Raw genomic sequence first — 25,369 nt, 5'->3', positions numbered from 1 at the left:
ATTGACACGGGGTGACAAATGGCACCGTGTAGGTGTCAGTGCGCGTAATTACGGGAGTTCTGCGCGCCGTCGGGCGATGAAGTCCGCGAGATCCTTGTGTTCGTCATTACTGGCATTGCGGATCGCGCGGGCCGACGCGCTCTTGCCCCCCGAGCGCATGGCGTGCCCCCCGGCGTCCACCGCGCGGCGTGTCAGCGGCCCCACGGGGATGACCGCGAACGCCGCGACGAACAGATAGTCCAGGCTGTCGTCCACCACGCCGGCCATCGCGCGCACCAGCGCGTCCTTCTCGACCGACTCGATCGCGAGCTGCAGCGCGGCCGCGTTGTCGGGCGTCATGGGGACGGCGATGACGGGCTGCGCGACGTCGGGGAGGCGGGCGACCCGCGACGTGAAGAATTGGCCGGCGTCCATCAAGACGTCACGGGGAGCTTTCTTCAACACCTGGTGTACGAGCTTGCCCGCGACGCTCTCCACCAGGGAGGCCAAGCCGCGCATGAGCGACTCGGTGAACGAGCTGACGGTCACCCCGTCCGTGATGAGGCCCAGGACCAGCCCCTGCACCGACGCATCGACGAACGCGTGGGCCAACGCGGTGACATGGGCGCGGAGCGGCTCGACGTCCCACCCCGCGTGCTCACGCGCGAACGCGTCTGTGAGGGCGGGGAGCTCCTCTCCGGCGGACAGGGTGAAGACGGTGTTCACGCGCGGGAAGGTAGCAGCCCCGCAAGGCGCGGTGCGCACTATCCGGCGGGCGGGTCGTCGGGCGGGGGGGCGCCGACTGGACGCGGCGCGGGATTGCCCCCATAAAGGGGACCCGAGCGTCGGTCGGTGCGCCTAAAGCGCTGACCCCTCCTCTCACCCCCACGCGTGTCCCGCGCGGAGAGGACCCCGCTCCCCATCGCCGTTCTCGTTGGCTGCCTCTGCTTCAGTCGTCTTCGAAGAGGCGCCCCGAGACCACTAGATGACATTGCACGAACCTCTCCGCCGCCCCCCTGGGCTCCGGCGACACCCAGGTGCGCAGGCTTCCCGAATCGCTCACCACTGTCCAGGCCGCCGTCGTACGCCGACGCCGTCGGCCGAGACCCTACGCGTCTCTTCGCAGACCGGGTCCGGAAGACTGTCGTGATCGGCCTCGCCGTCGCGGACATCATGGACCATCGAACCTCCAGGCGCCGCCACGCGGCGCCCTCGCTCGTGATCGCCCACACGCGAGCTCGCGCAGCAGCTGGGTCGGGAGCTCACGGGCTGTACCAGCGCTGCGCGCGTGGGCGCTCGCCGCCGGTGGCACCAACCCGTCGAGGGCTGAGCTCAGGTCTGAGCCAGCGGTCGTGGTGAGCGCCTGGTCGGCTTCGACCACCTGCGCACGGTGGCCTGCAGCCGGCGACATGCGCGCCGTGGTGCTGGACGACCGACCAGATGCTCGACATGGACTTCGAGGAGAGCTCAACGCCATCCTCGGCCACGCACCAGAAGAGCGCACGACGCACCCGGTGTCCGCGACGTTCCCCTGCGGTTCAGCGGCTCGCGAGCCGCCTGCAGCGACCTGCTGGCGCCTGAGGCACGACCCTGGGCAGCGCGAACGCGGACATCGATCACGTCGCGAGGGGTCCAACGGGCAGGCGCTGCCGGCCATCATCAACACGCTGCTGTCCGCGCCCGACGACAAGACGCTGCTCTTCGTGCGCACGCGCGCCGACACCGAGGGGCTGGCGGCGGCGCTCTGCGACAACGGCTTCTCGGCGCGCGCGCTGCACGGCGACATGACGCGGATGAGACGGGGACGTTCGAGTTGTTCCGCAGCGGCGCGTGGCCGCTGGTCGCGACGGGACCTCGCGGCGCGGGCTCGACGTGCACGACATCGCGTTGGTCATCCAGGTGGACCCACCAACGAACGCGGACGTGTACACGCACCGTAGCGGGCGCACGGGTCGCGCCGGAAAGAAGGGCCGCAACGTCATCTTCGTGCCGCCCCGCGCTCGCAGCCGGGCCGAGATGCTCTTCCGCTCGGCGCGCGTGAAGCCGCGCTTCGAAGACGTGCCCACCGCCGACGATGTCGCGCCTCGGCCCGTGAGCGCCTCTTGGCTTCCGTGGCCGAGACCGCGCAGCACGATGCCGAGACGGGCGACGAGTCGCTCCCCGGGCGGCGCCGATTGGCCGAGTTGCTGCTCGACGGCAGGGACGCCCGCGACCTGGTGGCTGCGTTGCTCACGCGGATGGACTTCGCAGGCCCCTGTGCGCCGCGCGACGTGCAGCCGTACCGCGACCCGCGCGCCGAACGCGCGCCGCGGGTCGGTCGCGCGACACCCAGCGAAGGGCGCCAGCGTCCGGCTGGTCCCGCGCGGGCGCCCAAGGGCTCGTCCGCCCCAGGGAACGAGTTCGTTACCTTCCAGGTGAGCTGGGGCGAAGAGAAGGGGGCCGACGTGCGGCGTCTGCTCGCCATCCTCTGCCGCAAGGGGGACGTCACCAGCCAGGACATCGGCGAGATCCGTGTCCAGGCACGCAGCAGCGCGGTGGACGTGCACGCGTCGGTGGCCGAACAGTTCGAGCGCAACGCCACCCGCGCCGGATCGACGCGCAGCGCTGGGCGCTGGGAGCGACGGCGGCGCTGCGAAGGCGCCAGCCTCGCAGCAAGCGCAAGGTCGGCTGAAGGCGCACGTCAAGGCGTCGTGGCGCGCCCGCGCACCTGCTGCCCACGGAACCGGGGGCGTCGCGCGCCCGCGCAGCGCAGTGACTATCGCGCTCGCGCTGCGCAGTGGCCGTCGCGCGCCGCGCTGCGCAGTGGCCGTCGCTCGCGCTGCGCAGGCCGGTCGCTCGCGCTGCGCAGTGGCCGTCGCGTTCGCGCGACGAGGGTCTGCGAACCCCGCGCTCGCACGACGTCGGGTGCTGGCGTCGTGGGGCTTGGCCTCAGCGGCGGGGCCTCTCGTCGGACGTGCTCGCTCCCTGATCCGTCGCGCTCCCGCGCGCGCGGCGTTCGCGTGCACGGCGTCGGAGGCGCAACACCACCTGCAGGCCGACGGCGCCCACGCACACCAGCGTGGCGTGGACGACGTGATCACGCAGCCACACGAGGAAGCGGTCGGTCACGTCGCCCACCTCACGTCCGAAGTAGAAGCTGAGCAGCACGTACCCCACCTGGCCCAGCGTCGTACCGGCCAGAAAGCGGCCCAGCGGGGTGCGCACCACGCCAGCGATGGAGCTCAACGTGTAGGACGGCCAGACCACGAGGAGCGCTGGGCCAGTGCGCAGGAAGGCGCGCTCGATGAAGCGCACCAGACGCAAGACGCGTGGATAGCGTCCCTCGATGAAGCCCAACGCCGCGCCACCGAACGCTGCGCCGACGGCCCAGGCCGCGTACATCCCAAACACCCGGCGCGGCACGCAGATGAGCAGGACGGTGCGCAGGTCGAGCGAGGTCGCGGTGAGCATGATGTGCCGCATGTCGGGGCTCAGCCCCAGCAGCCACTCGGGGTGATGCAGCAGCAGCATGGGCGAGAGCGCCGTGCCAATCGCGCCGACCATCGTGCTGACGGCGGCGAGCAACGCGGCCCAGCGCTGCTCGCGGCTGGTGCGTGGGGGCGTGGCGCGCAGGCTCGTGGGGGCCAGCTGCCCGACGAGCGGTGAGTCCTCGGAGGAGCGCGCGTCGTCGGCCACGCCCCACGGTATCAGCTGCCGTGCGGCAGGCCAGCGCCCCTCCGCTACCTTCGTCTGGTCAGCGGGGCGGGGCCTGCTAGATCGGGCGCATGTTCCTTCGCAAAGCGGCCCTGCGCCCCGTGCCCCGTCACGCGGTGGTGGACGAGCACTTCGTCCAGCTCGTGGAGGCGCAGCTGGACGCGCACGAGGACGACCTCCAGGGCCTGCTGGACCGCGGCTATTCCGAGCTGGACAGGCGCCAGCCGGCGCTCAGCGACTGGCTGGCGGAGCAGCTCTCGGACGGCCAGGACGAACTGGTGCAGTCACTCGGGTACTTCTTGGTGGTGACCGTCTTCATGATTTTCCGCGAGGCCTTCCCGACGCGCCTCGAGGAGGTCGACGAGCGCTCGCTGCAGATCGCCCTCGAGACCCTCAGCGTGGACGAGGAGCTGCGCGCCAACGATCCCACGGAGACGCTGGACAGCGACGACGTGGTCGCCATGGGTCAGCCCGCAGTGCTCGACTTCGTGCAGCACCACGTGGAGGAGGCCATCGAGCAGGCCGAGGGAGAGGTCGAGCTGACGGAGCTCGACAGCGTCTACCGCGCGCTGCTCGTGGAGGTCATCGCGCTCAGTCACGCCGTGACCGGGCCACGCGGCGAGGCCCGCAGCCACATGGTCTCCTGACGCCCTCCTGCATCACGCTCGGGCGTCCGCGATCCTCGGTCGATCGACCCCTCTACGGACCGTTGCGGGGCTACCGACCCCTGGGACGGCCGAGCCGCTCGAGGAAGTGTGGGAGACGTGAGGAGCTCCGCCACGAACCCGACCTATTTGGCAAACCCGTCGTTCGGTGTCTCGACGTCACGCGTCGGCAGGCCGAAGCGCAGCCCCGCGACCCCGCTGAATGCGAGGCCTGCCATCATCATGAAGGCTCCCGCCAGCAGCTGCGCACGCCCGGCGCCCCCCGCCTGCAGCAGGAGCTCCACGTGCGCGAACACGCGCTGGGCCGTGTGGGCGATGGACGCGCCACCCACGCAAGAGAGCAGGGGGATGGTCAGCCGGGCGCTGCGCATCGCGCTGGGGGTGCGCCGCGTGGCGAGCACGGCGAGCTGCGCCAGCGCGACTCCCAGGGGGGTCCACAGGTTGAGGGCCCGATCCAGCGCGAACGTGTACGCAGAGGCGGTCGCCAGCTGGCCGTCGAACTGGAATTCGATGAAGGGCAGGAAGAAGCCGACGAACGTGGTGATGGCGCCGAGCGCGATGGGCCCGCGCATGAAGCCGGGGTGCAGCGCGTCGATGCGCTCCTCGGGCGCCGCCCGTTCACGCAGCACGTCTTCGTCCAGTCGGCTGCGCAGGCGATCGAACGGGACGAGCTCCAGCTCGTGCTCCGGGCAGTGGGTCAGGCCCTCGAACGACTCTTCGCAGAAAGGGCAGAACAGGACGGACACGGGGCTGGTACCTCCGGCTAGGGGGCGGTGGCCCCGGCCCCGCTAGCGGCTTCGTCGGCGTCGTCGCGCTTGGCCAGGGTGTCCAGGAACGCTCGCTCCAACGTGAGCTTGAACGGCGCCATGTGCCGCACAGGCTGCTTCGCCTCGCGGGCGGCGCGCAGGATGGCGTCGGTGCCCACGCCGTCCGGCAAGCGGACGCGCAGCGCCGCGCCATCGCGCTGCACCACGCAGCGCTCCATCTCGAGCGCCTTCCGCACCGTGTCCGGGTCGCCCTTCACGCGCACCTCGTAGATGCTGTGGTCGGTCCGCAGCAGCTCTGCCAGCTCGCCCGCGTAGAGCACCTCGCCCTGCGTCATGACGACGACTTGGTCGCACGTCTTCTCGACGTCCGGGAGGATGTGCGTGGACAGGATGACGCTCGCGCCGGTGCGCTTGGGGATGTCCAGGATCAGCGCCAGCATCTCGTCGCGGCCGCGCGGGTCGAGGCCGCTCGTGGGCTCGTCCAACAGCAGCAGCTTCGGGTCGGATACAAGGGCTTGGGCCAAGCGTGCGCGCTGCTTCATGCCCGTCGAGAACGAGCCCAACGGCCGGTAGCGAGCCTCGCCCAGGCCTACGTAGTGGAGGATCTGGTGTGCGCGCCCCATCGCCTCGGCGTGCGGGAGACCACACAGCTCGCCGGCCAGGACCGTGTAGTGCAGGGCGTTCATCTCGGGGAACACGGCGTCGCCTTCGGGCATGTATCCGATCAACGCGCGCAGCTTCAGCTCCTCGCGCGAAGGGTCCAGGCCCAGGACGCGTACGGTGCCGTGGGACGGCTGGAGCAGGCCCAGGAGCGTCTTCAAGAAGGTGCTCTTGCCCGCGCCGTTCGGGCCGAGGAGCCCGATTCGCCCTGGCTCGAGCGTCAAGTTCAGGTTCTTCAGCGCGCGAAGCTCGCCGTAGCGCTTTTCGACGTTCTCGAGGTGGAGCAGGGACACGGCGGCAACGTACGCGCCCAGGCGCGGGATTGGCAAGCCGATGCGCGCGGACCGGTGTTCCAGCGCTGCCGGGGCCCGCTTTCGGCGCGAGGGGCTCGACGGGTGCGGGATGGTTCCGGGGCTCGCGGGGTGCGGGAGGAGGTGTGGGCTCGGTGGTGGCTTGTCGCGGACTTTCCGTGCGGGCCGAGCTGTGGGACTCTGCCGCACATGTCTTCGCGGTTCGCCGTGTGTGCTCGCCTCGTGGTGCTGTGCTCTGTCGTGTCTCTCGGCTTGCCCGCCGCGGTGTGGCCGTGCGCGGCGGTCGCGCAGAGCACGGGCGGCAGCTTCGGGGGAGGGAGCTTCTCTGGAGGAGGAGGCGGCGGGGACTACGGTGGCGGCGGCGGCTATGGCGGCGGTGGGGACTACGGTGGCGGCTATTCGCCCACGTACCAGCCGAGCTCGGGCTACCAGGGGTACGACGGTGGCTATGGAGGAACGCCCTACGAGGGGGGCTCTGGAGATGGCTTCTCAGCCCTGTGCTGCTGCTTCATCATCTTCGTCCTCATGGCCGCGGTGATGCTCCTGTCGCGCTTCCGCTCTGGGGACGCGGTGCGGGGCACCGTGCCGAGCACCAACCGCATCGACGTCTCGGGGCTGATGCTGGCCATCGATTGGCGCGCCCGGAAGCACGTGCAGGGGCAGCTCGAGCGGCTGGCCCGTGAGGGCGACACCAGCACCCGTGACGGACTGGCGCGGATGGCGCGCGAGACCGCGCTCGCGCTGCGGCGGGCCGAGCTCTCGTGGCTGTACGGCTCGGTGCTCAACGCGCTGCCGGCTGCGCCGCAGGACGCCGAGCGCGTGTTTCGGCGCGCGGCCGCCGAAGCGCGCGCCAAGTTCCGGTACGAGCTCATCCGCAACTCCGACGGGTCGTCCCGCGTGAGCTCCGCGCCCACGCAGCGATCCAGCCGCGAAGAGGGTGAGGGCGTGGTCGTCGTCACCCTGCTCGTCGCGGCCCACCGCGAGCTGATCGACGTGGCGGACGTGACCAACGCCAACGAAGTGCGGCACCTGCTGGACCAGGTCATCGCGCTCGACGGCGAGAGCCTCGCCGTGTTGGAGGTGATCTGGTCACCTGCCGACGACGCGGACCGCATGAGCACGGCCGAGCTCGAGGTGCTCTATCCGGATCTCCGTCGGATCAACGAGGAGACCGTCGCCGGGCGTGTGTTCTGCGCGTACTGCGCCGCACCGTTCGCGAAAGAGCTGAACACGTGCCCGCACTGCGGTGCGCCCGCGGGGGACGCGCGTCCGCGCAGCTGAGCGGCGCCGTCACCGCAACGCGCGGCGCGCATCCACCAGCAGCGCGACCGCCTGCTCCAGCTCCGCCTCCGTGTGCGCACCGTAGCCCAGGCGCACGTGCTGACGCGGCCTGCGGTCGAACGTGAACAGACGCGCGGGTTGGATCAGCACGTGTCGCTGGGCGGCCGCGGCCGCCCATTCGTCCACGTCGAAGCCCCGCACTCGGGCCCAGAGCGCCATCCCTCCGCGGGGCACACCGAAACGCAGCTCGTCTCCGAACGCGTCCGTGAGCAAGCGCACCATCGTGTCGCGCCGGGCTTCGTAGAGCGTGCGCATGCGTAGCACGTGACGGCTGACCTCACCGTCCGCGAGCAGCTCTGCCAGCGCCTCTTCCACGACCTGGTCACCCTGCCGGTCGATGATGCCGCGGTGGGCGACGAGCGCCTCCCGCAGCGGAGACGGGGCCACCACCCAGCCGAGGCGTAACCCGGGGGCGAGCACCTTCGACAGCGTCCCGACGTACACGACGCTCGTGGGCCCGCGCGCCGCGAGGGGGCGGATGGGGCGCCCCTCGTAGTGGAACTCGTGGTCGTAGTCGTCCTCCAGGATCGCGATGCGCCGTTCTTGGGCGAGGGCCAGCAACGCGAGGCGTCGCGGCGCGGGGAGCACCGCGGTGCTCGGGTACTGGTGGTGCGGGGTCACGTACACGGCGCGCACGGGCGTCTGATCCGTGAGCGCCGCCAGACGATCCACGCGCAGGCCGTGGGCATCGACGGGCACGGGTACCAGCCGCGCACCTGCGTGCGTGAACGCTTCCCACGCAGGCCGGTAGCCCAGCGCCTCCACCGCCACGACGTCCCCGGGCCGGACGAGGGCGCGCGCCACCAGGTCGAGCGCCATTTGGCTGCCCCGGGTCACCACCACGTCGTCGGGTGAGAGGGGGAGGCCGCGCGTCCGGGCCAACATCTTGGCGAGCTCCGCGCGGAGCGAGAGGGTCCCGCCGGGGTCGCCGTAGCTCAGCACGCCGGGTCGTCGCAGCGCACGGCGGTAGGCACGGGCGAGCGCCGCAGTGGGCACGTGCCGCAGGTCCGGGACACCGCCCAAGAGTGTGAAGCACCCGCGCGGTGGGGGGCTCACCAGGAATGAAGGCGGGCGCGGGACGTGAAACTGGGCGCTCCCCGTGGGCCGAGGCGCGGGAGACAGCGGTCTCGCCGGGAGGGCCTCCGAGATGCGTGTGCCGCGCGCAGGCTCGGTCACCAGGAAGCCCTGCTTCTCCAGCTCCCGCAACGCGGCGAGGACGGTGTTGCGGTGCACGCCCAGGGACGCGGCCAGGGTGCGGCTGCCCGGGAGTGCTGCGCCTGGCGCGAGCACGCCCCGACGGACGTCGGCTGCGATGACCTCCGCGATCTGAACGTACAGTGGCAGCGCCTCGGCGGACGTGTCCAGCTCGATGGCGTGTCCCCAACGCGCGCCCGCACGGCTGGCGCGGCTGGGTCTGCTCTGGTCTGTCTGCTTGGGCATTTCGTGGAAGCTCGAAGGTACCAGCTCCGAGCCCCTCCGCGAGCGCGCGGCGGCAACGTTCGCGCGGGCGGTCACGCGGTGGGCTGGTAGGGTTTGCCATGACCAAGTCGAGCGCCCTGCGTGGCGAGAACCTCCCGGAGCTGGTGTCCATCATGCAACGGCTGCTGGGGCCAGACGGCTGCCCGTGGGACCGCGAGCAGACGCTCGAGTCCCTGCGCCCGTACGTCATCGAGGAGGCCCACGAGGTCGTGGACGCGATCGACTCGGGTGACCCCCGTGAGCTGTGCGAGGAGCTCGGCGACCTGCTCCTGCAGGTCGTCTTCCAGGCCGAGATCGCGCGCGGGAAGGGCTGGTTCGGGCCTGGCGACGTGGTCGAAGCGATCGCGAACAAGATGACGCGTCGCCACCCGTGGGTGTTCGGCGACGAGTCCATGGACACCGCCGAGGGGACCGTGTCGCGCTGGGAAGCCATCAAGGCGGCGGAGAAGCGCGCGGCCACGGACGGCGCCGAAGAACGACCGAAGGGAGCGCTCGAGGGGGTGCCGCGAGCGCTGCCCGCGTTGCTGCGCGCGACCCGCGTCGGCGAGAAGGCCTCCGCGGTGGGCTACGACTGGCCCGACGCGGCCGGCGCACGCGAGAAGGTGGACGAGGAGCTGGGCGAGCTCGACCAAGCGCTCGCCAGCGGGGACCGAGAGGCGATGGAGCGTGAGCTGGGTGACGTGCTGTTCGCGTTGGCCAGCCTCGCGCGCAAGCAGCAGCTCGACCCGGAGGCTGCCCTGCGCGGCACGCTCGCGCGCTTCAGCGCCCGCTTCGGGTTCGCGGAGGAACAAGCCCACGCGGAGGGACGGGGGCTGCGTGAACGTACGCCGGAGGAGCTGGACCTCCTGTGGCAGCGCGCGAAGGAGCGGGTAGGATAGGCACGTGACGCGCAGCTCGGTGGCGTTCGTGTTGGCCCTGATGGCGCTCGGGTGCGGGCGCTCGAGCGTCAGCGCGGTCGTCGCGTACCCTGCCGCCATGCCGCTGCGGGTGTACCCGGTGGTGCTGGTTGCGTTCGGGTCCGAGCCCACGGGCGCGGAGGCGGCGGCGCGCGTGGAGGAGCATCTTCGCCAGCCCGTGGGTGAGTCACCCGCCGTGGACGCACGCATCATGCCGCGGGAGAGCGTGGAGCAGCTGATCAGCGCGGGCGCACTCCAGCCCGGCACCGCCGTGGTCGACGTTGCCTCGGCCGCCTCCGTGCGCATCACGACCGTGCCACGGACCATCAACTACCAAGACTGCTCGTTCGGTCGCTGTGTCTCGCGCATGCGCACCGACTATGTCGACGAAGCGGTCTCGATGCTGGCCGTCACGCTCTCCGTGCGGGACATCCGCACGGGGCGTGTCATCCACCGTGTCCGGGAGGCGGCCGACCTGATCGGCGCCGGACCGCGCGCGGAGCGGTCCCTGATGAGCCGCGTGATGAGCGCGCTCCTCCCGTATCTGGACCAGCGTACGGAGCGCGTGCGCCTCCGGCTCCTGAGCGTCTCGGAGCCCCGCGTCGAACGGGCGCTCGACCTCCTGCGGGAGGGCGAGTGGCGCGCGGCGCGCGTGCTGCTCGAGGAAGCCGTGCGCAGCCCCGAGTTGGCTGCGCTCGACGCCGAGGACCGCGCGCGCGCGCTCTACGATCTCAGCGTCGCACGGCGCTTCGACCCCACCACGACGGACGATGTCGCGCGCCACTATGCCGCTGCCGCGGCACCTCTCGAGGCAGCCCAGGCGTTGGATCCGGAGCGGACGTTCTACCGAGACGCCCTTGCCGCGCTGCGGGCGGACGAGGCGAGGGCTGCCGCGCTCGCGGCGCAGTACGAGGTCGCCCGCGCGAACGCCGCCGGACCCGGCGCGCTGCCCGCTGGCGGGGAGGCCGCCGCTCAACCGTCGGATCCCTCCCCGCGCGATCCGCCGGGGACGTCCAGCGTCGACGTGGCCCCGCCGCCGCCAGGTTATCGCTGAGGCCCCCGGCCTACCGGAGCTCCCGTCCACGTGGTCACCGCGGCGAGGCGTCGCGATCAGAGCCGATCATGCGGGATGGCGCAGACGTCGTCGATGTGGGTCGCGCCCGTGAGCAGCATCAGCAGACGGTCGAGCCCCAGCGCGTTGCCCCCCGACGGCGGGAGCCCCTCCCGGAGCGCATCCAGGAAGCGCTCGTCGATGGGGTACACGGGGAGCCCCGCGTCGCGCCGCGCGTCCTGGTCGCGACGCAGGCGCCGCTCCTGTTCGGCCGCGTCGATCAGCTCGCCGAAGCCGTTGCAAAGCTCCACACCGTCCACGATGGCCTCGAAGCGCTCCGCGTGGGCGGGGTCCGCGGGAACCAGTCTGGCCAGGGACGCCATGCTGGCCGGCCAGTGCGTGAGGAACACCGGCTTGTCGCGGCCGAGCTGCGGCTCCACCTCCGCGGTGTACACGTCGAAGAAGCGCGTCTCGTCGGTCCGGGCGAGCGCGTCGGCGTCGGCGTCGGCGTACCGTCGAAACGCCTCCGCGACCGTCAGACGTGGCCACGGAGGGCTCAGGTCGATGACCTGGGTGCGCCCCGGGACGCGCAGGGCTTCGTCGCCACCGCCACGCAGCGCCCACGCGGCGTGTGCGACCAACGCCTCGGTGTCGGCCATCACGTCGTCGGCCCCGGCGCCGCCCCGGTACCACTCCAACATGCTGAATTCGGGCTGGTGAAGGGCGCCAGCTTCATCGCGGCGGAAACAACGGCAGGTCTGGTAGATGCGCGTCAGGCCCCCCGCCAGGAGCCGCTTCATCTGATACTCCGGGCTGGTGATCAGCCAGCGCGGTGCCCGTGCGCCACCCAGCTCGAAGGCGTCGAGGTGCGTGTCCAGGCCTGGACTGGGCACGGCGAGTGGGGTCTCGACCTCCACGAAGCCCTGGTCGTCGAAGTAGTGCCGCACCGCGCGCATCAGCCGCGCGCGCAGGACGACGTTCTTCAAGCGTCGCCCGTCGTCGTCGTGCAACCAGCGGAAGTCACCTCCCGCGGCAGGGAACGGACCGACTGGCGCGTTGAGCACCCTCAGACGAGCCCCCCGCAGTCGGCCGTCCACGAAGCGCCCCTCGAGGAGGACCCAGGCACCTGCGGGGGGCGCGGGCTGCCCGTCGTCCAGGTCACACCACACCGAAGCCGCCGCTTCGACGACGAGCAGCGTCCGTTCGAGGACGGAAGCGACGCGCCCCGTGACCCGCACGTCCAGTCTCGGGACCGATGCGGTCGCAAGGAGGGACGCGATGGTGTCGCGGGGCGCTTCGCTCGAGCTCACGTGGGGGTCGTCAGGCTTTGACGCGCTCGACGTACTCGCTGGTGCGCGTATCGATCTTGAGCACATCACCCTCGACGACGAACAGCGGCACGTTCACCGTCAGGCCCGTCTCGACGGTCGCTGGCTTGGTGGTGTTGCTGCTGGTGTCCCCCTTGAACCCCGGCTCCGTGGCGGTCACGGCCAGGTTCACGAAGGTGGGCGGGGTCACGCCGATGGGCTTGCCGCGGAAGAACATGACGTCGACGTTCGTGCCGTCGAGCAGGAAGTACTGGGAGTCGCCCAGCTGCTCGTTCGACAGGTTGATCTGGTCGTACGTCTCGGTGTCCATGAAGACGCGCGCTTCACCCTCGGGGTAGAGGTACTGGTAGGTGCGCTCCTCCGTGTCCGCCTTGTCCAGCTTCTCACCAGACTTGAACGTGTGGTCCACCACGCGGCCGGTGATCATGTTCTTCAGCCGCGTGCGGAAGAAAGCCTGACCCTTGCCCGGCTTGACGAACTGACAGTCCGCCACGAGCCAGGGCTGGTCGTCCTTGATGAGCTTGAAGCCCTTCTTGAGATCGCTTGTATCGCCCAATGAACTACTCCTCGACCAGCTGCTCCGCCACGACGACGTCGCTGGGGGACGTCACGTCCCGGTTCTCTTCCGCCGTCACACGGACGCGGAATTGCGAGTACGGGGTCGTCGCCACCATGGTGCCGGTCCGTTCCGCATCATCGTAGTCGAGGGCGCCCGCCAGAGTGGGCGCCACGCCGTCACGGATGAACCACACCACGTAGGTCGTCAGGCCATCGCCCAAGCGCGCGGGTGGCGGCAGGTGACGCAGCTCGATCTCGACCATGTAGTTCCCGTTTTCGTGCGCGTCCACCTCGACCGTGCCGTCGGTCCCGATGGAGCGCGGCGTGCCGACCAGGGCGTACACGGTGGGGCCGCCGCAGGCGGGGAGCGCGAGGGCCGCCACGAGGGCGAAGACACTGAGGGTGCGGGAGAGCGTGTTCATGGGGGTTCCTCCGAGGCGGCGCATTACGCGCCATGGCAGGGGTCGTCAAGGGACGCGGCGCAGTATGTCACCGTTTTTGGCGCGCGTCTCGTCCGTGTGGGGCTTGCTTGTGGCGCGCAACGGGGCTACCTCCCCGCCTGTGCGCGAGACCGACGAGGAGATCCGTGAGATCAAGAAAGAGATCATCGAGTCTCGTGGTCTCACCATCAAGACGAACAACCTCGTCAACTCTCTGGGCGCAGACATCAAGTCCATCGCCAAGCGGCAGGCGGGCTACGAGCGGCGCTTCAACTGGAACGGCGCCGTGGCCTACGCGCTCTTCGCGGCGCTGTCGTTCGGCGGCCTGAAGCTCGCTTCGGACGCCACCATCGCGGCCATCGAGTCGGAGAAGCTGGCGCTCGAGGCCCGCAACACGGACCTGCGGCGTGCGCTGCTCGAGGAGCGCCAGCGCGCCGACGATCGCAGCGCGGCCGAGGCGCGCGCGGCGCGCTTCTACGATCTCATCCGTCAGGAGAAGCGGCGCGAGGTGGTGACGCGCTACGACGCGATCGCCGAGGACACGCACATCTCCCGCGCCGAGGCCCAGTTCTTCCGCGACTTCTACGAGCGGTTCAGGCTCGACCTGAGCATCGAGGCCTACCAGAACGGCCTCGACCTGGTGCGCACCGGTCGCTACGCCGAGGCCGCGGACAAGCTGGAGGAGGCCATCCGTCTGAAAGAAGACGCGCCCCACGTGCCGGCCATGCGCTACGAGCTGGCGCGCGCGTTGCGCCGTCTGGGGCGCCAGGCCGAGGCCATCCTCTACGCGCGCCAGGTGGCAGAGCAGAACATCGACCCCGACCTGCAGGACGACGCGGTGTTCCTCGCCGCCCTCTGCGCCGAAGAGCTGGGCGACCTGGACTCCGCCATCGATGGCTATCTCACGCTCATCCGCCGCTGGCCGCGCTCGAGCGTGGCGCACGAGGCCCGGCCGATGCTGCGGGAGGCGCGCCAGAACGCCATCCGCAACCGCAGCCGCTAGCGGCCCGTTCACGCGGTCGGTGCAACGCACACTTGACCCACAAGGCCGGGCGAGAAACCATGAACCCATGGGTAAGCCTCGCATCGCGTTCGTTGGTTCAGGTGGAGCGACCAAGGGCGTCGCGCACCTGGGGGTCCTCAAGGCGATGGAGGAACTGGCCCTCGAACCCGACATCTACGTGGGCGCCTCGGCAGGCGCCATCGCGTCGGCGTTCTACTCGCAGGGCTTCAACGCGACGCAGCTCGCGGAGTGGGCGCGCCCGTTCTATCAGCGACGCACGGCCGAGACCAACCCGCTGCGCGCGCGCTACTTCCTCGGGCTCCCCACGATGGAGCAGCTCGGGCAGCCGGCCTACCTCAGCACAGGGCTGTTCTCCATCGATCGCTTCGAGCGCTTCATGGCCGAGAAGCTCCCCAAGAACGACTTCCGAGCTCTGGACAAGGACGTCTTCATCACCGCCGCGGACATCGACGGGCGTGGGCGTGTGGTGTTCGGGCGAGGGCACCGCGAGGACGTCCCCATCAGCCAGGCGGTCGCCGCCTCGGCCTGCGTCCCGCTCCTGTTCCGCCCGTATCGCATCGGCGATCGCTACTACGTGGACGGAGAGTTGGTCCGCACGCTCAGCATCGACCTCGCCGTAGAGGCGGGAGCCGACGTGGTCATCATCTCCAACGTGTACCGTCCGCACGTCATCCGGCCGGGCCAGCGTTCGCTGGTGCATCAGGGCGGGTTCTCCATCGGTCGCCAGGCGCTCAACATCGTCATCAGCGAGAAGGAGAAGCGGGGCATCGACCTGATCAACCGTCTCTACCCGCACGTGACGGTTCTCAACGTCTCGGCCGACCTCGGGCGCTTCTCGTTCACCTCGCGCGCCAACGCGAAGCTGCTCATGACGCGCGGCTACCGTGAGGCGTTGCGCGTGCTCGCGGCTGCCAAGCGGCGCGGGATGTTCGACATCGCGTCCAACGTGCACACCATCGGCGAAGCCTGAAGACTCTCCACGCCCCCGTCTGGAGAGTCGCTTCGTACGCGTGGGCCAGGACCCGCTCGTCACGCGTTGGCGTCGACCGACGCTGCGCGCCTCAGGGAACGAGCCGCGCGTCAGCCCACGCCGTCACGCACGAAGCGCTGGTAGGCGGCGCTGCTCGAGACGGGGTCCGTGTCCAGCACGAGCACCTCGGGCACGTCGTATGGATGGGCGTGCGCGAGGTGTGCCGACAGCGCTGGCGCGTGGGCGCGTGTGGTCTTGAGCACGAGCTGGACCTCCAGCTCGTCACAGAGGGCGCCGTCCCACATGTAGAACGAGCGAACCCCTTCGACGAGGTTGACGCACGCGGCCAGGCGGGCCCGCACCGCGCCTTCTGCCAGCGCAGCGGCCACCTCCCGCGACGGCGCCGTACACAAGACGACCACCACGTGGTCTTCGGTCGCGGTCGGCGCTGCGGGCTCGGGCACACGCGTCATGCTCAGAAGCCAATCACTTGGGGCGACCCACCGACGCGCACCAGGACGCGCACCCGGGCGGTCCAGCCCGGGTACCAGCGGGCCAACTCCACGCGGCCCTCGGCCGTGCTCGGGAACGTGACGAGCGTGTCGTTGGGTCGCAGCCGTTGCTGGATGTCCGCGCTGGTGGGTCGCGGGGCCGTCACCTCGACGTGCTGCAGCTGCACCAGGCGGGCGATGGGTGGGAGCCGCACCCCGGCGGCGCGGCCTCGGGACGTGGCCGAACGCAGCTGGACCAGCGCGTTGTTCGCGCTCATCGGTCGATAGGTGTCACGCTCGCCCAACCTGTACATCTCGTCTGCCATCAGCGCCCGCGCGCGCGTCAGGTTGGCGTCGCGCACGGCCTCCAGGAACTCGAGCGCCAGCTGAACGGCGCTGTCGACATGCGAGCTGGCAGCGAGCGCGCGCAGGTCCTCGTCGCCCGCCGCGTGCGGAGTAGGGCGGTACGGCTCCGGGTCTTGATCGGTGAGCGGAGCACGTACACCTTGGCCCCCAGCGCGGGTGGACCGCCCGCAACCCCACCCGAACGAGGCCACGACCGCGGCGAGCCCGAGCGCCCGCCAGCGTACCCATCGCGAGCAGCCGTCAGAGTCTCGAGCGTCACGCATCGGTGGGGCTCACGTGGACGCGCAGGTCGCGGTCCACGACCAGGATCTGTCCTTGGGGCACGCCCTGGTAGTTCATGGGGGGCGCCTCGGCCGTGGTGATCATCACGTAGCGCAGCACGGCTGCATGCTGGGGCGAGCTCGGACGCGGGGCGGGCTCGTCAGCGGGCAGGGGACCGCGCCGCTCCACGTAGTACAGCGGGGCCCCGTGGCAGAGGCCGAGCGTGAGACGGCCGTCGGTCAGCACGCACGTGAGGCCGCTGGGGACGTCCGACTGTGCCCGCGCGAGAGTGGCCAGTGTGGACTTCGACTGAGCGAGCGCGCTGATCAGCACGTCCGGGCTGGGCGCCTGCGCCTCGAGCGCGCCGCGACGGTGTAGCTCCCCGAGGACGTGATGGAAGAACACCTCGCTGTCGGTCTCGCCCTGGACGTTCCGGCGCAGGAAGTCCGGCAGATCTCCCAGCAGCTGCTCGCGCAGGGCCGCGAAGCCGGCGAGCGTGCCCTGATGGGCGAAGGTCCAGCGGCGATAGCGGAAAGGGTGCGTGTTCTCTGTGCGGAAGTCGCCCACGGTTGGTTCACGCAGGTGCATGAGGGCGCAGTCCGTGGTGACCCCCTCACCGAGCTCCGACCACGCCGGCGCGCTCCCGGCCGGCAGCGGACGCTTCTTGTGGAGCACCTCGTCGCCCTGGTAGAAGGCGATACCCCACGCGGCCTCGCCCTGCGCAGGGGGCGGACGGAGCGCGTGGCGCTCGAAGCGCAGCGCAGCGGCGAGGCCGTCGCGCCGGTTGGCGGTGTAAGCTACTAGCCGTCCCATCGCGCTCTCCTTCTTGTCTCGCGCGTCGTCCGTGCTCCCGGGCTCGCAGCTGGAGCGCGGTGAACGAGGGGCGACACCGAGAGATCGAAGTGCATCATCAAGGCCTGATCACTACATACCATGCGCACGATCCGACCCCAAAGCCCTGCGGTGGCTTGGGCCTCTTGGCGCGCACGCTGATGCTGGTGCTCGCGGCGCTCGTGGGCCTCCCCTCCGCCCCGGTGCGCGCTGCAACACCCGAGATTTACGACGTGAACGCGGTCGTCGACCCTGCCACGGGGTGGGTGCGGGGGGCGTTCCGGGTCGTGGTCGATGTCTCGCCAGAGGAGATCGAGCTGCGGCTCTGGGTGCTCGGAGCGAAGCTCGCGTACGTCCCCAGCGCCATGGACGAGCAGAGCGCGCGCTGGGTGTATCCGCGGCGCCCGGACCTCGGCGAGGCGACGGTGGAGGACCTCCACCTCGATGGTGTACCCGTCGAGGCCACGCTGCTCCCGCATCTGGTCGACACCGGGCGCGACCCCGACGCCGCGGGGATCGACCTGCGCGTGCCCATCCCGCCGGGTTCGCTGCGCGTCATCCTCACGGGACACTTCGCGGTGCGCATCCCCGAGCGCTTCGGGCGGTTGGGGCGCGTGGGCGGGCGCTTCAGCATGTTGGCCCCGTGGTATCCGCTGGTGGTCTCGGGCGAAGGCGGCGAGCGCTGGCAGCACGAGGCCGAGCATCGCGTGCGCTTGACGTCGACCCGTCCGCGCGAGTGGCTCGTGGGCGGGCAACCGCTGGGCTCACAGCCCATCGTGGTGCGCGGGCCGTACGCGCCCGTCTTCGGCGCCAGGAGGCTGTACGCACAGCCCGTGGTTCACCGCGGCGCACGTGTCACGCTCTACGCGACGCGGCCGTGGTACGTGACGCCCCCGGACGGCGCGCAGGGGCTCGATGCCCTGCGCGACCTCGCGCGCCCCGACCGCCTCGGCCCGTTACGACGCGCCGTGGTGGACGCTCTCGACACGCTCGCGCTGAGCGGGACGCGAGGGGTGCGTCCGCCACGCGCCGCGCTGCTGGTGCCCTCACGCTCGGAGCTGGCGGGCAACGCGCCTTCCATGCTGTTGGTGTCCGATCGCGCGTTCGAGGTGCTGCCCGTGCGGGCCGTGCTGGAGTACCAGGAGCGGGCCGTGAAGCGCGCGTTCCTGCGGGAGAGCGTGAGCGCCCGCGCGCGACGGTTGGATGGCCCGCGCGACGCAGGGTGGGCCGCGGACCTGCGCGCCGTGTGGCTGACCGACCTGGACGCGCGAAGGCGCGAGGTCGCGCTGTCCACGCCACAGGAGCTGCTCAGCTTCGCCGCGTTCAACCCCGCCATCGACCAGTTGCTCTACGCCCCTCAGGTGACGTTCGTGGACGTGTACTTCGGCCGCGTGGCGGAGCCCGATCTCTTCCGCGACGACCCGGTGCAGGCGCGTTGGGTGCACGCGCGTGGGCGCCTGGTGCTGGAGTACGTGCGCGACGCGCTGGGCGAGGGTGAGCGACTTGCGACGCTGGCGCGCGCGTTGCTCCACGAGCCGCGCGCTGCCCGATTCGTGTTGGCGAGCGTGGGGTTCGACGACGCCGCGGTCGAGCAGCTGCTGGCGAACCCGCGCTTGCCGGTGAACTACGCGTTGGGGGAGATCACCAGCGTGCGTCGCGAGACCGGCTACGTGCATCGCGTCGAGGTCATCCGGCAAGGCGCCGAGCGTCCCGAGAGCGTCCCGGTGCGCGTGCGCGACCGCGAGGGGAACGTGGTCACCGTGAGTTGGGACGGGGGCGACGCGCGGGGCACCGTGGAGGTCGAGACGCCCGCGCCGCTGCGCACCGTGTGGATCGACCCCCTCGGGCGGCGGCCCGAGAGCGCGGCGGTGGCCGGCGGCCATCCAGCACGCGACAACACCAACCGCTTGCCCTTGCGGCCCCCCATTCTCCAGCGCTTCGAGCCCACGTACGCGGGGGGGCTCGGCCTCGCCGTCAGCTTCGGCGTGTTCCGCAAGTACGACCTCGAGAACAGCGCGGTCGTGGACCTCAACCTCTATCCGCGCTCGTATGGAGGCTCGCTGCGGTACGTGCGCAGCTTCGGCCGCACGCGAGACCTCAACCATCGCGTCGCATCGGGCTCGGCGGGCCTCGCGGTGGAGCGCGTGCTGTCGCTGCGGCGCGACGGCGAGGACGGGACCCGCTACAGCGTCTTCGGGGGCGTCGCGTACAACGACAGGCGGTACTACCTGGACCCGCGTCATGGGCAGTCGTTCAGCGCGGGCCTCCGCTTCGCGTGGGTGGAGGGGGACGCCGGCCGCGCGGGGGCCGCGGTCTCCTTCTCACTGCACGGAAACGTGACCCGCAGCCCGAGCTGGCGTCACGCGTTCATCTTCGTGGTGGATGCTGCGGGGGTGCTCGGGACGACGCTCGAGGGGCAGCTCCAGGGCATCGGCGGGCCCAGCCTGCTGCGTGCCTACGAGTACACGGAGCTGTTGGGGAAGGGGCGCGCGCTGGCCGTCGCGGAGTATCGGCTCACGGCGCTCGCGGACCTCCACATCAACGTGTTCCACGCGTTCTACCTGCGCGAGGTGCAGCTGGCGATCTTCACGGGTCTGGGGGTGGTGGCGCAGTCCGACGACGGCCGCGCCCTGGCTCCGGCCGCCGAGGTGGGGGCCGGCGTGCGCCTGCACTTCGAGTACGGGGGCGTCCAACCCTCGCTGCTCAGCCTCGACGTCGGTGTCCCGCTCATCGAGGCGCCGCAGTTCGGGCGCATCGTGCCCATCACCACCGTGCTCAGCTTCGAGCAGTACTTCTGAGGGTCCTGGGCACGCCCGCGGGGTGCTCAGACGCGGTGCGTGGCGGCCTTGACCGGGTCGTAGATGTCGGGCTCCACCACGACGTAGCGTGCCCACGGGCTGGTCGCGCGGATGCGGTCCTCCAGCTCGTTGGTGCGCTTCGACACCTCGTCGATGCGCAGGTCGCCCTCCCACTGGATCTTGAGCGTGACCAGGAACTCGTCGTCTCCCAGCTGCATGGAGCGCATGTTCATCAGGCTGACCACGCCCGGTGTCTCGTTGACCAGCCCCGCGATGACCGCGAGCGCCTCTTTGTCGGCCGACTCCCCGATCAGGAGCGACTTGGTCTCGCGGCTGACGAAGAAGGCGATCAGCACCAGCAGGCCGCCGATGGCGAAGGTGGCGTACACGTCCCAGTACGGGTTGCCCGTGGCGAGCGTGAGGCCCACGCCGGTGAGCGCGAAGAGCAGGCCGATCAGGGCCCCGGTGTCCTCCATCCAGATGACGATGATCTCGGTGGACTTCGAGCGCTCGATGAACTGCCACATGCTGAGCTCGCCGCGCAGGCGGTTGACCTCCCGTGTGGCGGCCGTCCACGAGTAGCCCTCGAGCGAGATGCTCACCAGCAGCACGCCGATGGCGATGCTGGGGTGCTCCATGACGGGCGTCTCGCCTGCCGCCAGGGCGGCGCGCACCTCGGCCAGCTTGTGAGTCGCCTCGTAGATGGCGAAGAGGCCGCCCAGGCTGAAGAGCATCAGCGCGACGATGAAGCTCCAGAAGTAGCTCTCCATCTTGTAGCCGAAGGGGTGCGCCTCGTCGGGCGCACGCGAGGCCTTGTTCATGCCGAGCAGCAGGAGCAGCTGGTTGCCCGTGTCGGCCACGGAGTGGATGGCCTCGGCCAGCATGGACGACGAGCGCGTCATCAGGAACGCCACGAACTTGGCGACCGCGATGCCGAAGTTGGCGCCGAGCGCGAGGAGGATGACCTTCTTGGAGCCGTGAGACATGCGTGTTTCCGTAGACGGGGACGCCGAATGTAGCAGCCCGGCGCCGAACTGCCTCGGGCTATCGCGCGGCTGGCTCGCCGGCCGTGAGCGCGCTGGCAAGGGCCGGCGTGCGTGTCGCGAGGCGCAGCTTGAACGCGTGGCGTTCCAGCGGGTGGCGCACCGTGCGTGCGATGGCGTCCCGAGCGGCGTCTCCGCCAAGACGCCGCAGCCATGCGTCCACGGCCGGGCGGTCCGTGGCAGAGAGCGTGGCGTAGGCCGCGAGCGGACGCTGTGCCATCCACTGCGTGTAGGTGAGCAAGCGGCGACGCCCCGAGGAGCCCCCCACCGTGAAGGCGTGGTCCCCCAGCGCGCGCGGGACGCGGGTCGCTTCCGGGTGTGCGTCGCACCAAACGTCGATCGCGTCCATCAGCGCCATCACGAACGGCATCTGTTCGGCGAACAGGGTGGCCAGGACGGGCTCCAGCGTAGCCGGCACCTCGTCGTCGGGGAGGAAGGCGCCGTCGCGCCCGAGGGGGCTCATCAGTCGCTCGAACCACGCGACGATGTGCGGGGTGTCGCGGAAGAGGTAGGTGGAGCCCGGGTCGCGGTAGAGGTGCGCCCACAGCGGCCCGTAGAGGGCGAAGTCCGCGACGGACGGGCGCGTCCCGAACAGGAACGGGTACGCGCGCAGGTGCAGCTCGAGCTGCGCTAGCAGCGACGCCGTGAAGCGCTCGAAGCCAGGGATGGTCTCGTGCGTCACGCCCACGACGGCGCGGTAGCCGGCCATCTTGGAGGCCACCGGTCGAACGAGCACGCGGCTGAGCGCGGGAGGGAGTCCCGGGAAGGCCGCGCTACCGAACTCGCGCAGGGCGAAGTCGCGGTTCTCGTGCCGGTTCCAGCGATAGTGGAGGGCCACGCTCGGGAGCCACTCGTCCGCGTGCAGCTCCAGCAAGAGAGCGGCGATGCGCTGCTTGGGCGTGCTGGGGTGGACGGACACCTTCGGGAAGCGCTCTTCCAACGCGTCGATGATCTCCGTGCTGTCTTGCATCCAGCGCCCCTCCGGGGTGAGCACGGTCGGCATGATCGCTGCGCCCACGGCCTTCTGGATGTCGCGGTACAGGGTCCACGCACTGGGGGCCACCTCGGTGAACGGGATGCGCTTGAACGTGAGGTAGGCGCGCGTCTTCGCGGAGTAGGGCGAGACGGTCCACGCGAAGTGGGTGAAGTAGGCGCTCATCGGGGGCGCACAGTAGCAGCCCTCGGCGCCTGCCACCGCTCGACGGTGCCCGCGCGAGAAAGTTGGGCCTGGTGCTCGCGCGCGCCACACTCGAGATCCATGAGCCACGACGACCAGCTCTTCGACGCGTACCTCGCGCACCTCAAGGTGGAGCGCGGCCTGTCGAAGAACACGCTCGCGGCCTACGGCGGTGATCTCGCGCGGTACGCGACTTGGCTGGAGGAGCGCGGGGTGTCCGTGGAAGAGTCCAGCGAACCGGACGTGGCGCGCTACCTCGCGCACCTTGGTGCCCAGGGCCTCTCCGCCCGCTCGCAGGCCAGGGTGCTCAGCGCGCTGCGCGGGTTCTACAAGCACCTGCTCGGTGAGCGCGAGGTGCGTCGGGACCCGACGCATCTGCTCGAGGGACCGAAGCTCGCCAAGCGCCTCCCGGTCGTCATGACGCGCGACGAGGTGCTGCGGCTGCTCGCGGCCCCACGCGGTCAGAAGCCCAACGCGGTGCGCGACCGCGCCATGTTGCACACCATGTACGCGGCGGGGCTGCGAGTGTCCGAGTTGGTGCGGCTCGAGCTGGGCGACCTCCACCTCGAGGCCCGCTTCCTGAACGCGTTCGGCAAGGGCAGCAAGAGGCGCCTCGTGCCCATCGGTGACCTCGCCATCGAGGCGCTCGTGGCGTACCTGCGTGAAGTGCGTCCACGCTGGGCGCTGCGCAGCGGGTCGGCGGTTCCTCAGGTCTTCCTGACCGCCCGCGGTACGCCGCTCACGCGCCAGGCCTTCTGGAAGTCGATCAAGGACTACGCGCGTCAGGCCGAGATCCAGAAGGACATCTCGCCGCACAAGCTGCGCCACAGCTTCGCCACGCATCTGCTGCTGGGTGGTGCGGACCTGCGTGCCGTGCAGTCCATGCTGGGCCACGCCGACATCGCGACCACCGAGGTGTACACGCACGTTACTGGCGCCCACCTGCAGCACGTACACCGAACGTACCACCCCCGAGGCTGAACCTCCGGCGCGGTGGCTTTTTTGACGCGCACCGGGCGCGTCCCTAGGTTCCACGGGTGATGCCTGTCCGGACCCGAAGAGTTTCGGAGATCACCGTGGCGTGCCTGTGCGCCGGCGGTCTCTTCGCAGCCATGTCGAGCGGTGGCGACGCCAGCGCTTCGCAGGCGGCCTCGGCGCACGCGAACGTGGGCTCCACCGGAGGCACGTCTGGAGGGGTGGCCGCCTCTGGCGGGGCTGTCTCCACGGCCTCGACTCCGGTCGCGTCCGCCGCGCCGGCCGCGCCGGCCGCAGCCCAGGTCTCGCTCCCTGCACAGGGCGCCGCGCTCACGGACGGACCAGGAGACGTCGGGCTGCCCCTCGAGCACTACGCGCAGGGAGCCGACGACTCGGTCCCGCCAGGTCTGGCGGCGCACCTCGACGGCTTCGACCCACGCGAGCACGCGCTCGCCGAGGGGCGCCTGGTGTCCCCTCTCGACGGTGGCGCGCGCGCGGTGCTCACGTTGCACCCCGGGCTGCAGGCCCACATCACGGACCGCTTCGCGCAGTACGAGGTGCCGTACGGGGCCCTCGTCGCCATCGAGCCGAGCACCGGGCGCGTGCTCGCTTACGTGAGCCACAGCAGCCGCAACCCGCGCGGCGGCGACCTGGTGCTGGACGCCACCCCGCCCACCGCGTCGGTCTTCAAGGTGGTCACCGGCGCGGCGCTCATCGACGCGGGCATCGGGGCGGACACCAACGTCTGCTACCACGGCGGCGCAAGCCGCTTGGAGCTCAGCGACCTGACGGACAACCGCGCGCGCGACCGCTGGTGCGCGACGCTGAGCGACGCGATGGGAGGTTCCATCAACGCCGTCTTCGCCAAGCTCGCGGACCGGCACCTCTCGCCCGCCGTCATCACGCGTTACGCCTCCGCGTTCGCGTGGGGGCAGCGCGTCCCCTTCGACATCCCCGTCCGGCCGAGCCCGGCCGAGGTCCCGACCGACCGCCTCGAGTTCGCGCGCACGTCGGCTGGCTTCTGGCACATGCACATGTCCCCGCTGCATGGCGCGCTCGTCGCCGCGACCATCGCGAACGACGGCCAGATGCCACGCGCTGCCGTCGTGAGCGAGGTGCTCTCGGCTCGCGGCGAGCGCGTTTACCAGCATCAACCCGCCATCTATCGCGCGGTGCTCAGCCGTCGCACCGCTCGCCGCGTCGGAGAGATGATGGAGCGCACCGTCTCGCACGGTACGGCCCGCCGTTCGTTCCACGACAACGCAGGCAACGCCTTTCTGCCTGGGGTCCGCATCGCGGGCAAGACGGGCACGCTGACCGGCAGCGACCCCTACCGGGGCTACACGTGGTGGGTGGGCTTCGCGCCAGCCGACGCCCCCACCATCGCCGTCGCGGCGCTGGTGGTGAACGACCCCGCGTGGCGCGTGAAGGCGAGCTACATGGCCCGCGAGGCGCTGCGCTACTATCTGGTGGAGGCGCCTCGCGTGGACGCTCGCGCCGAGGCCCGGAGCGAGTAGATGCGCACCCGGGGTCGTGCCTGTGTCGCCCTCGGACTCGGCCTCGTGTCGTTCGGGGTGAGCCTCGGCCCCGACTCGTTCGTGCCGGCCGCTCACGCCAACCTGGCCCAGCACTTCCCCACCGAAGCGCCCCTGCGTGACATGCCGTCCGGCGCGGCCATCGCCAACCTCGATCCTCCGACCTGCCGTGCGATTCTACGCGCCAACGGCGTCTCGTTCAGCCGCTATCGAGGCGATCACGACGAGGCGATCACCGGTCACGGCATGCTCCTGGGCGGGCCGCTCAACGGCGTGCGCTTCGAGCACGCCGGGCGTAGCGAGATGCACTCGGTGCTGGACTGCCGTCTGGCGCTGGCCCTGCTGGCGTGGACGCCCGTGCTGCGCGAGTTCGGCGTCACCCGCGTACAGCACATGAGCACGTTTCGACCCAACGCCCACGTGGCGGGCACGTCCCGCGTCAGCGGACACGCGAGCGCGCTGGCCATCGACTTCCGCTACCTCGAGTTCGCCGACGGAACGCGGCTGGACGTGCTGACCGACTGGACGTCGCGGGAGCGTGGCGCGCCTCCGTGCACGCACCCTCCCGACGAGCTGGGCCCGAGCGCCGTGCTGCGCCGCGTGGTCTGCCGCGCCATCGAGGCCGACCTGTTCCAGGTGGTGGTGTCCCCGCACCACAACGACGCCCACAACAATCACGTCCACCTCGAGGTGCGCCCCGAGGTGACGTGGCGGTCCATCCAGTAGCGCC

Annotated in this window: 24 protein-coding genes; 12 read left to right on the top strand and 12 right to left on the bottom strand. The window is 70.8% G+C overall.

The genetic code is table 11. The features are described 5' to 3' along the window. Nucleotides 1–48: 48 nt before the first annotated feature. Nucleotides 49–705: a hypothetical protein gene (locus tag H6726_25985; GenBank protein MCB9661125.1), complete on the bottom strand. Its 657-nt coding sequence runs from the start codon at nt 703–705 to the stop codon at nt 49–51. A gap of 1,104 nt (nt 706–1,809) precedes the next feature. On the opposite strand from H6726_25985, the gene H6726_25980 reads away from it, so the two are divergent. The 3 genes from H6726_25980 to H6726_25970 all read left to right on the top strand — a co-directional run bounded on the left by H6726_25980 (nt 1,810) and on the right by H6726_25970 (nt 4,319). After that, the gene (locus H6726_25980) at nt 1,810–2,397 is read left to right on the top strand and encodes a hypothetical protein (GenBank protein MCB9661124.1); all 588 of its coding nucleotides are present in this window, start codon (nt 1,810–1,812) and stop codon (nt 2,395–2,397) included. Beyond that, nucleotides 2,394–3,119, top strand: coding sequence for a DbpA RNA binding domain-containing protein (locus H6726_25975; GenBank protein ID MCB9661123.1), 726 nt, complete (start codon nt 2,394–2,396; stop codon nt 3,117–3,119). The genes H6726_25980 and H6726_25975 overlap by 4 nt, the downstream gene beginning before the upstream one ends. 624 nt (nt 3,120–3,743) lie before the next feature. Continuing rightward, nucleotides 3,744–4,319: a hypothetical protein gene (locus tag H6726_25970; GenBank protein ID MCB9661122.1), complete on the top strand. Its 576-nt coding sequence runs from the start codon at nt 3,744–3,746 to the stop codon at nt 4,317–4,319. Nucleotides 4,320–4,462: 143 nt separating this feature from the next. Here H6726_25970 and H6726_25965 read toward each other — a convergent pair whose 3' ends face one another. Beyond that, nucleotides 4,463–5,083, bottom strand: coding sequence for a hypothetical protein (locus H6726_25965; GenBank protein ID MCB9661121.1), 621 nt, complete (start codon nt 5,081–5,083; stop codon nt 4,463–4,465). A gap of 17 nt (nt 5,084–5,100) precedes the next feature. Beyond that, entirely contained in the window at nt 5,101–6,057 is a 957-nt protein-coding gene (locus H6726_25960) for an ABC transporter ATP-binding protein (protein ID MCB9661120.1), read from the bottom strand. A 207-nt stretch (nt 6,058–6,264) separates the two neighbouring features. Between H6726_25960 and H6726_25955 the strand changes: the two genes are divergently transcribed. Beyond that, the gene (locus H6726_25955; protein ID MCB9661119.1) at nt 6,265–7,356 is read left to right on the top strand and encodes a DUF1517 domain-containing protein; all 1,092 of its coding nucleotides are present in this window, start codon (nt 6,265–6,267) and stop codon (nt 7,354–7,356) included. Nucleotides 7,357–7,365: 9 nt separating this feature from the next. Here the strand turns inward: H6726_25955 and H6726_25950 are convergent, their stop codons facing one another. Further along, nucleotides 7,366–8,856, bottom strand: coding sequence for a PLP-dependent aminotransferase family protein (locus H6726_25950; protein ID MCB9661118.1), 1,491 nt, complete (start codon nt 8,854–8,856; stop codon nt 7,366–7,368). Nucleotides 8,857–8,954: 98 nt separating this feature from the next. Between H6726_25950 and mazG the strand changes: the two genes are divergently transcribed. After that, nucleotides 8,955–9,773: a nucleoside triphosphate pyrophosphohydrolase gene (gene mazG, locus H6726_25945; GenBank protein ID MCB9661117.1), complete on the top strand. Its 819-nt coding sequence runs from the start codon at nt 8,955–8,957 to the stop codon at nt 9,771–9,773. Nucleotides 9,774–9,777: 4 nt separating this feature from the next. After that, nucleotides 9,778–10,845 (top strand): hypothetical protein, encoded by a 1,068-nt coding sequence (locus tag H6726_25940; protein MCB9661116.1) that lies wholly within the window; start codon nt 9,778–9,780, stop codon nt 10,843–10,845. Between the two features lie 56 nt (nt 10,846–10,901). On the opposite strand, the gene genX is transcribed toward H6726_25940, so the two are convergent. From genX to H6726_25925, 3 genes are read right to left on the bottom strand one after another with little or no spacing between them, the layout of a single operon-like run. After that, entirely contained in the window at nt 10,902–12,218 is a 1,317-nt protein-coding gene (genX, locus tag H6726_25935) for an EF-P lysine aminoacylase GenX (GenBank protein MCB9661115.1), read from the bottom strand. Next, nucleotides 12,163–12,726, bottom strand: coding sequence for an elongation factor P (gene efp, locus H6726_25930; protein ID MCB9661114.1), 564 nt, complete (start codon nt 12,724–12,726; stop codon nt 12,163–12,165). Before efp ends, genX begins: the two co-directional genes overlap by 56 nt. Before the next feature lie 4 nt (nt 12,727–12,730). Further along, nucleotides 12,731–13,150: a hypothetical protein gene (locus H6726_25925; GenBank protein ID MCB9661113.1), complete on the bottom strand. Its 420-nt coding sequence runs from the start codon at nt 13,148–13,150 to the stop codon at nt 12,731–12,733. A 139-nt stretch (nt 13,151–13,289) separates the two neighbouring features. Here H6726_25925 and H6726_25920 point away from each other — a divergent pair, with 139 nt between their 5' ends. Next, nucleotides 13,290–14,171, top strand: a complete 882-nt coding sequence (locus H6726_25920) for a tetratricopeptide repeat protein (GenBank protein MCB9661112.1) — start codon at nt 13,290–13,292, stop codon at nt 14,169–14,171. 67 nt (nt 14,172–14,238) lie between these two features. Next, nucleotides 14,239–15,162 carry a patatin-like phospholipase family protein gene (locus H6726_25915; GenBank protein MCB9661111.1) on the top strand — a complete coding sequence of 308 codons (924 nt, stop codon included), beginning with the start codon at nt 14,239–14,241 and terminating at the stop codon, nt 15,160–15,162. Nucleotides 15,163–15,272: 110 nt separating this feature from the next. On the opposite strand, the gene H6726_25910 is transcribed toward H6726_25915, so the two are convergent. Genes H6726_25910 through H6726_25900 form a run of 3 tightly spaced genes read right to left on the bottom strand, consistent with a single transcriptional unit; the run spans nt 15,273 to nt 17,093 of the window. Continuing rightward, nucleotides 15,273–15,635, bottom strand: coding sequence for a divalent-cation tolerance protein CutA (locus H6726_25910; GenBank protein ID MCB9661110.1), 363 nt, complete (start codon nt 15,633–15,635; stop codon nt 15,273–15,275). Between the two features lie 2 nt (nt 15,636–15,637). Then, nucleotides 15,638–16,282 carry a hypothetical protein gene (locus tag H6726_25905; GenBank protein ID MCB9661109.1) on the bottom strand — a complete coding sequence of 215 codons (645 nt, stop codon included), beginning with the start codon at nt 16,280–16,282 and terminating at the stop codon, nt 15,638–15,640. After that, nucleotides 16,275–17,093 (bottom strand): class II glutamine amidotransferase, encoded by an 819-nt coding sequence (locus H6726_25900; GenBank protein ID MCB9661108.1) that lies wholly within the window; start codon nt 17,091–17,093, stop codon nt 16,275–16,277. The genes H6726_25905 and H6726_25900 overlap by 8 nt, the downstream gene beginning before the upstream one ends. Nucleotides 17,094–17,257: 164 nt before the next feature. Here H6726_25900 and H6726_25895 point away from each other — a divergent pair, with 164 nt between their 5' ends. Next, on the top strand, nt 17,258–19,909 hold the full coding sequence (locus H6726_25895; GenBank protein MCB9661107.1) for a hypothetical protein: 2,652 nt from the start codon (nt 17,258–17,260) through the stop codon (nt 19,907–19,909). Between the two features lie 26 nt (nt 19,910–19,935). Here the strand turns inward: H6726_25895 and H6726_25890 are convergent, their stop codons facing one another. Together H6726_25890 and H6726_25885 are read right to left on the bottom strand one after the other, a co-directional pair. Beyond that, nucleotides 19,936–20,895 (bottom strand): cation diffusion facilitator family transporter, encoded by a 960-nt coding sequence (locus H6726_25890; GenBank protein MCB9661106.1) that lies wholly within the window; start codon nt 20,893–20,895, stop codon nt 19,936–19,938. Between the two features lie 58 nt (nt 20,896–20,953). Next, entirely contained in the window at nt 20,954–22,111 is a 1,158-nt protein-coding gene (locus H6726_25885; GenBank protein ID MCB9661105.1) for a glutathione S-transferase family protein, read from the bottom strand. A 99-nt stretch (nt 22,112–22,210) separates the two neighbouring features. Here H6726_25885 and xerD point away from each other — a divergent pair, with 99 nt between their 5' ends. The 3 genes from xerD to H6726_25870 all read left to right on the top strand — a co-directional run bounded on the left by xerD (nt 22,211) and on the right by H6726_25870 (nt 25,365). Beyond that, a complete protein-coding gene (gene xerD, locus H6726_25880) occupies nt 22,211–23,110 on the top strand; it encodes a site-specific tyrosine recombinase XerD (GenBank protein ID MCB9661104.1) in 900 nt (299 codons plus the stop codon). Nucleotides 23,111–23,241: 131 nt separating this feature from the next. After that, nucleotides 23,242–24,621 carry a penicillin-binding protein gene (locus tag H6726_25875; GenBank protein ID MCB9661103.1) on the top strand — a complete coding sequence of 460 codons (1,380 nt, stop codon included), beginning with the start codon at nt 23,242–23,244 and terminating at the stop codon, nt 24,619–24,621. Next, nucleotides 24,622–25,365 (top strand): extensin family protein, encoded by a 744-nt coding sequence (locus H6726_25870; GenBank protein MCB9661102.1) that lies wholly within the window; start codon nt 24,622–24,624, stop codon nt 25,363–25,365. It abuts the gene before it with no gap. The last annotated feature ends 4 nt before the right edge of the window (nt 25,366–25,369 follow it).

This window comes from Sandaracinaceae bacterium (assembly GCA_020633055.1).
Classification (GTDB): domain Bacteria; phylum Myxococcota_A; class Polyangia; order Polyangiales; family Houyiibacteriaceae; genus JADJJE01.
The sequence above is the reverse complement of the archived record's forward strand: the minus strand, read 5'-3'. Positions and strand labels throughout refer to the sequence as shown.

What these genes read in the sequence shown, in the direction of transcription:
- H6726_25905 (MCB9661109.1), bottom strand. Translation starts at nt 16,282, where the DNA reads ATGCGTGACGCTCGAGACTCTGACGGCTGCTCGCGATGGGTACGCTGG.
- H6726_25915 (MCB9661111.1), top strand. Translation starts at nt 14,239, where the DNA reads ATGGGTAAGCCTCGCATCGCGTTCGTTGGTTCAGGTGGAGCGACCAAG.
- H6726_25900 (MCB9661108.1), bottom strand. Translation starts at nt 17,093, where the DNA reads ATGGGACGGCTAGTAGCTTACACCGCCAACCGGCGCGACGGCCTCGCC.
- genX (MCB9661115.1), bottom strand. Translation starts at nt 12,218, where the DNA reads ATGTGCTCAAGATCGATACGCGCACCAGCGAGTACGTCGAGCGCGTCA.
- H6726_25950 (MCB9661118.1), bottom strand. Translation starts at nt 8,856, where the DNA reads ATGCCCAAGCAGACAGACCAGAGCAGACCCAGCCGCGCCAGCCGTGCG.
- H6726_25910 (MCB9661110.1), bottom strand. Translation starts at nt 15,635, where the DNA reads ATGACGCGTGTGCCCGAGCCCGCAGCGCCGACCGCGACCGAAGACCAC.
- H6726_25885 (MCB9661105.1), bottom strand. Translation starts at nt 22,111, where the DNA reads ATGAGCGCCTACTTCACCCACTTCGCGTGGACCGTCTCGCCCTACTCC.
- H6726_25870 (MCB9661102.1), top strand. Translation starts at nt 24,622, where the DNA reads ATGCGCACCCGGGGTCGTGCCTGTGTCGCCCTCGGACTCGGCCTCGTG.
- H6726_25875 (MCB9661103.1), top strand. Translation starts at nt 23,242, where the DNA reads ATGTCGAGCGGTGGCGACGCCAGCGCTTCGCAGGCGGCCTCGGCGCAC.
- H6726_25955 (MCB9661119.1), top strand. Translation starts at nt 6,265, where the DNA reads ATGTCTTCGCGGTTCGCCGTGTGTGCTCGCCTCGTGGTGCTGTGCTCT.
- H6726_25970 (MCB9661122.1), top strand. Translation starts at nt 3,744, where the DNA reads ATGTTCCTTCGCAAAGCGGCCCTGCGCCCCGTGCCCCGTCACGCGGTG.
- xerD (MCB9661104.1), top strand. Translation starts at nt 22,211, where the DNA reads ATGAGCCACGACGACCAGCTCTTCGACGCGTACCTCGCGCACCTCAAG.
- H6726_25890 (MCB9661106.1), bottom strand. Translation starts at nt 20,895, where the DNA reads ATGTCTCACGGCTCCAAGAAGGTCATCCTCCTCGCGCTCGGCGCCAAC.
- mazG (MCB9661117.1), top strand. Translation starts at nt 8,955, where the DNA reads ATGACCAAGTCGAGCGCCCTGCGTGGCGAGAACCTCCCGGAGCTGGTG.
- H6726_25925 (MCB9661113.1), bottom strand. Translation starts at nt 13,150, where the DNA reads ATGAACACGCTCTCCCGCACCCTCAGTGTCTTCGCCCTCGTGGCGGCC.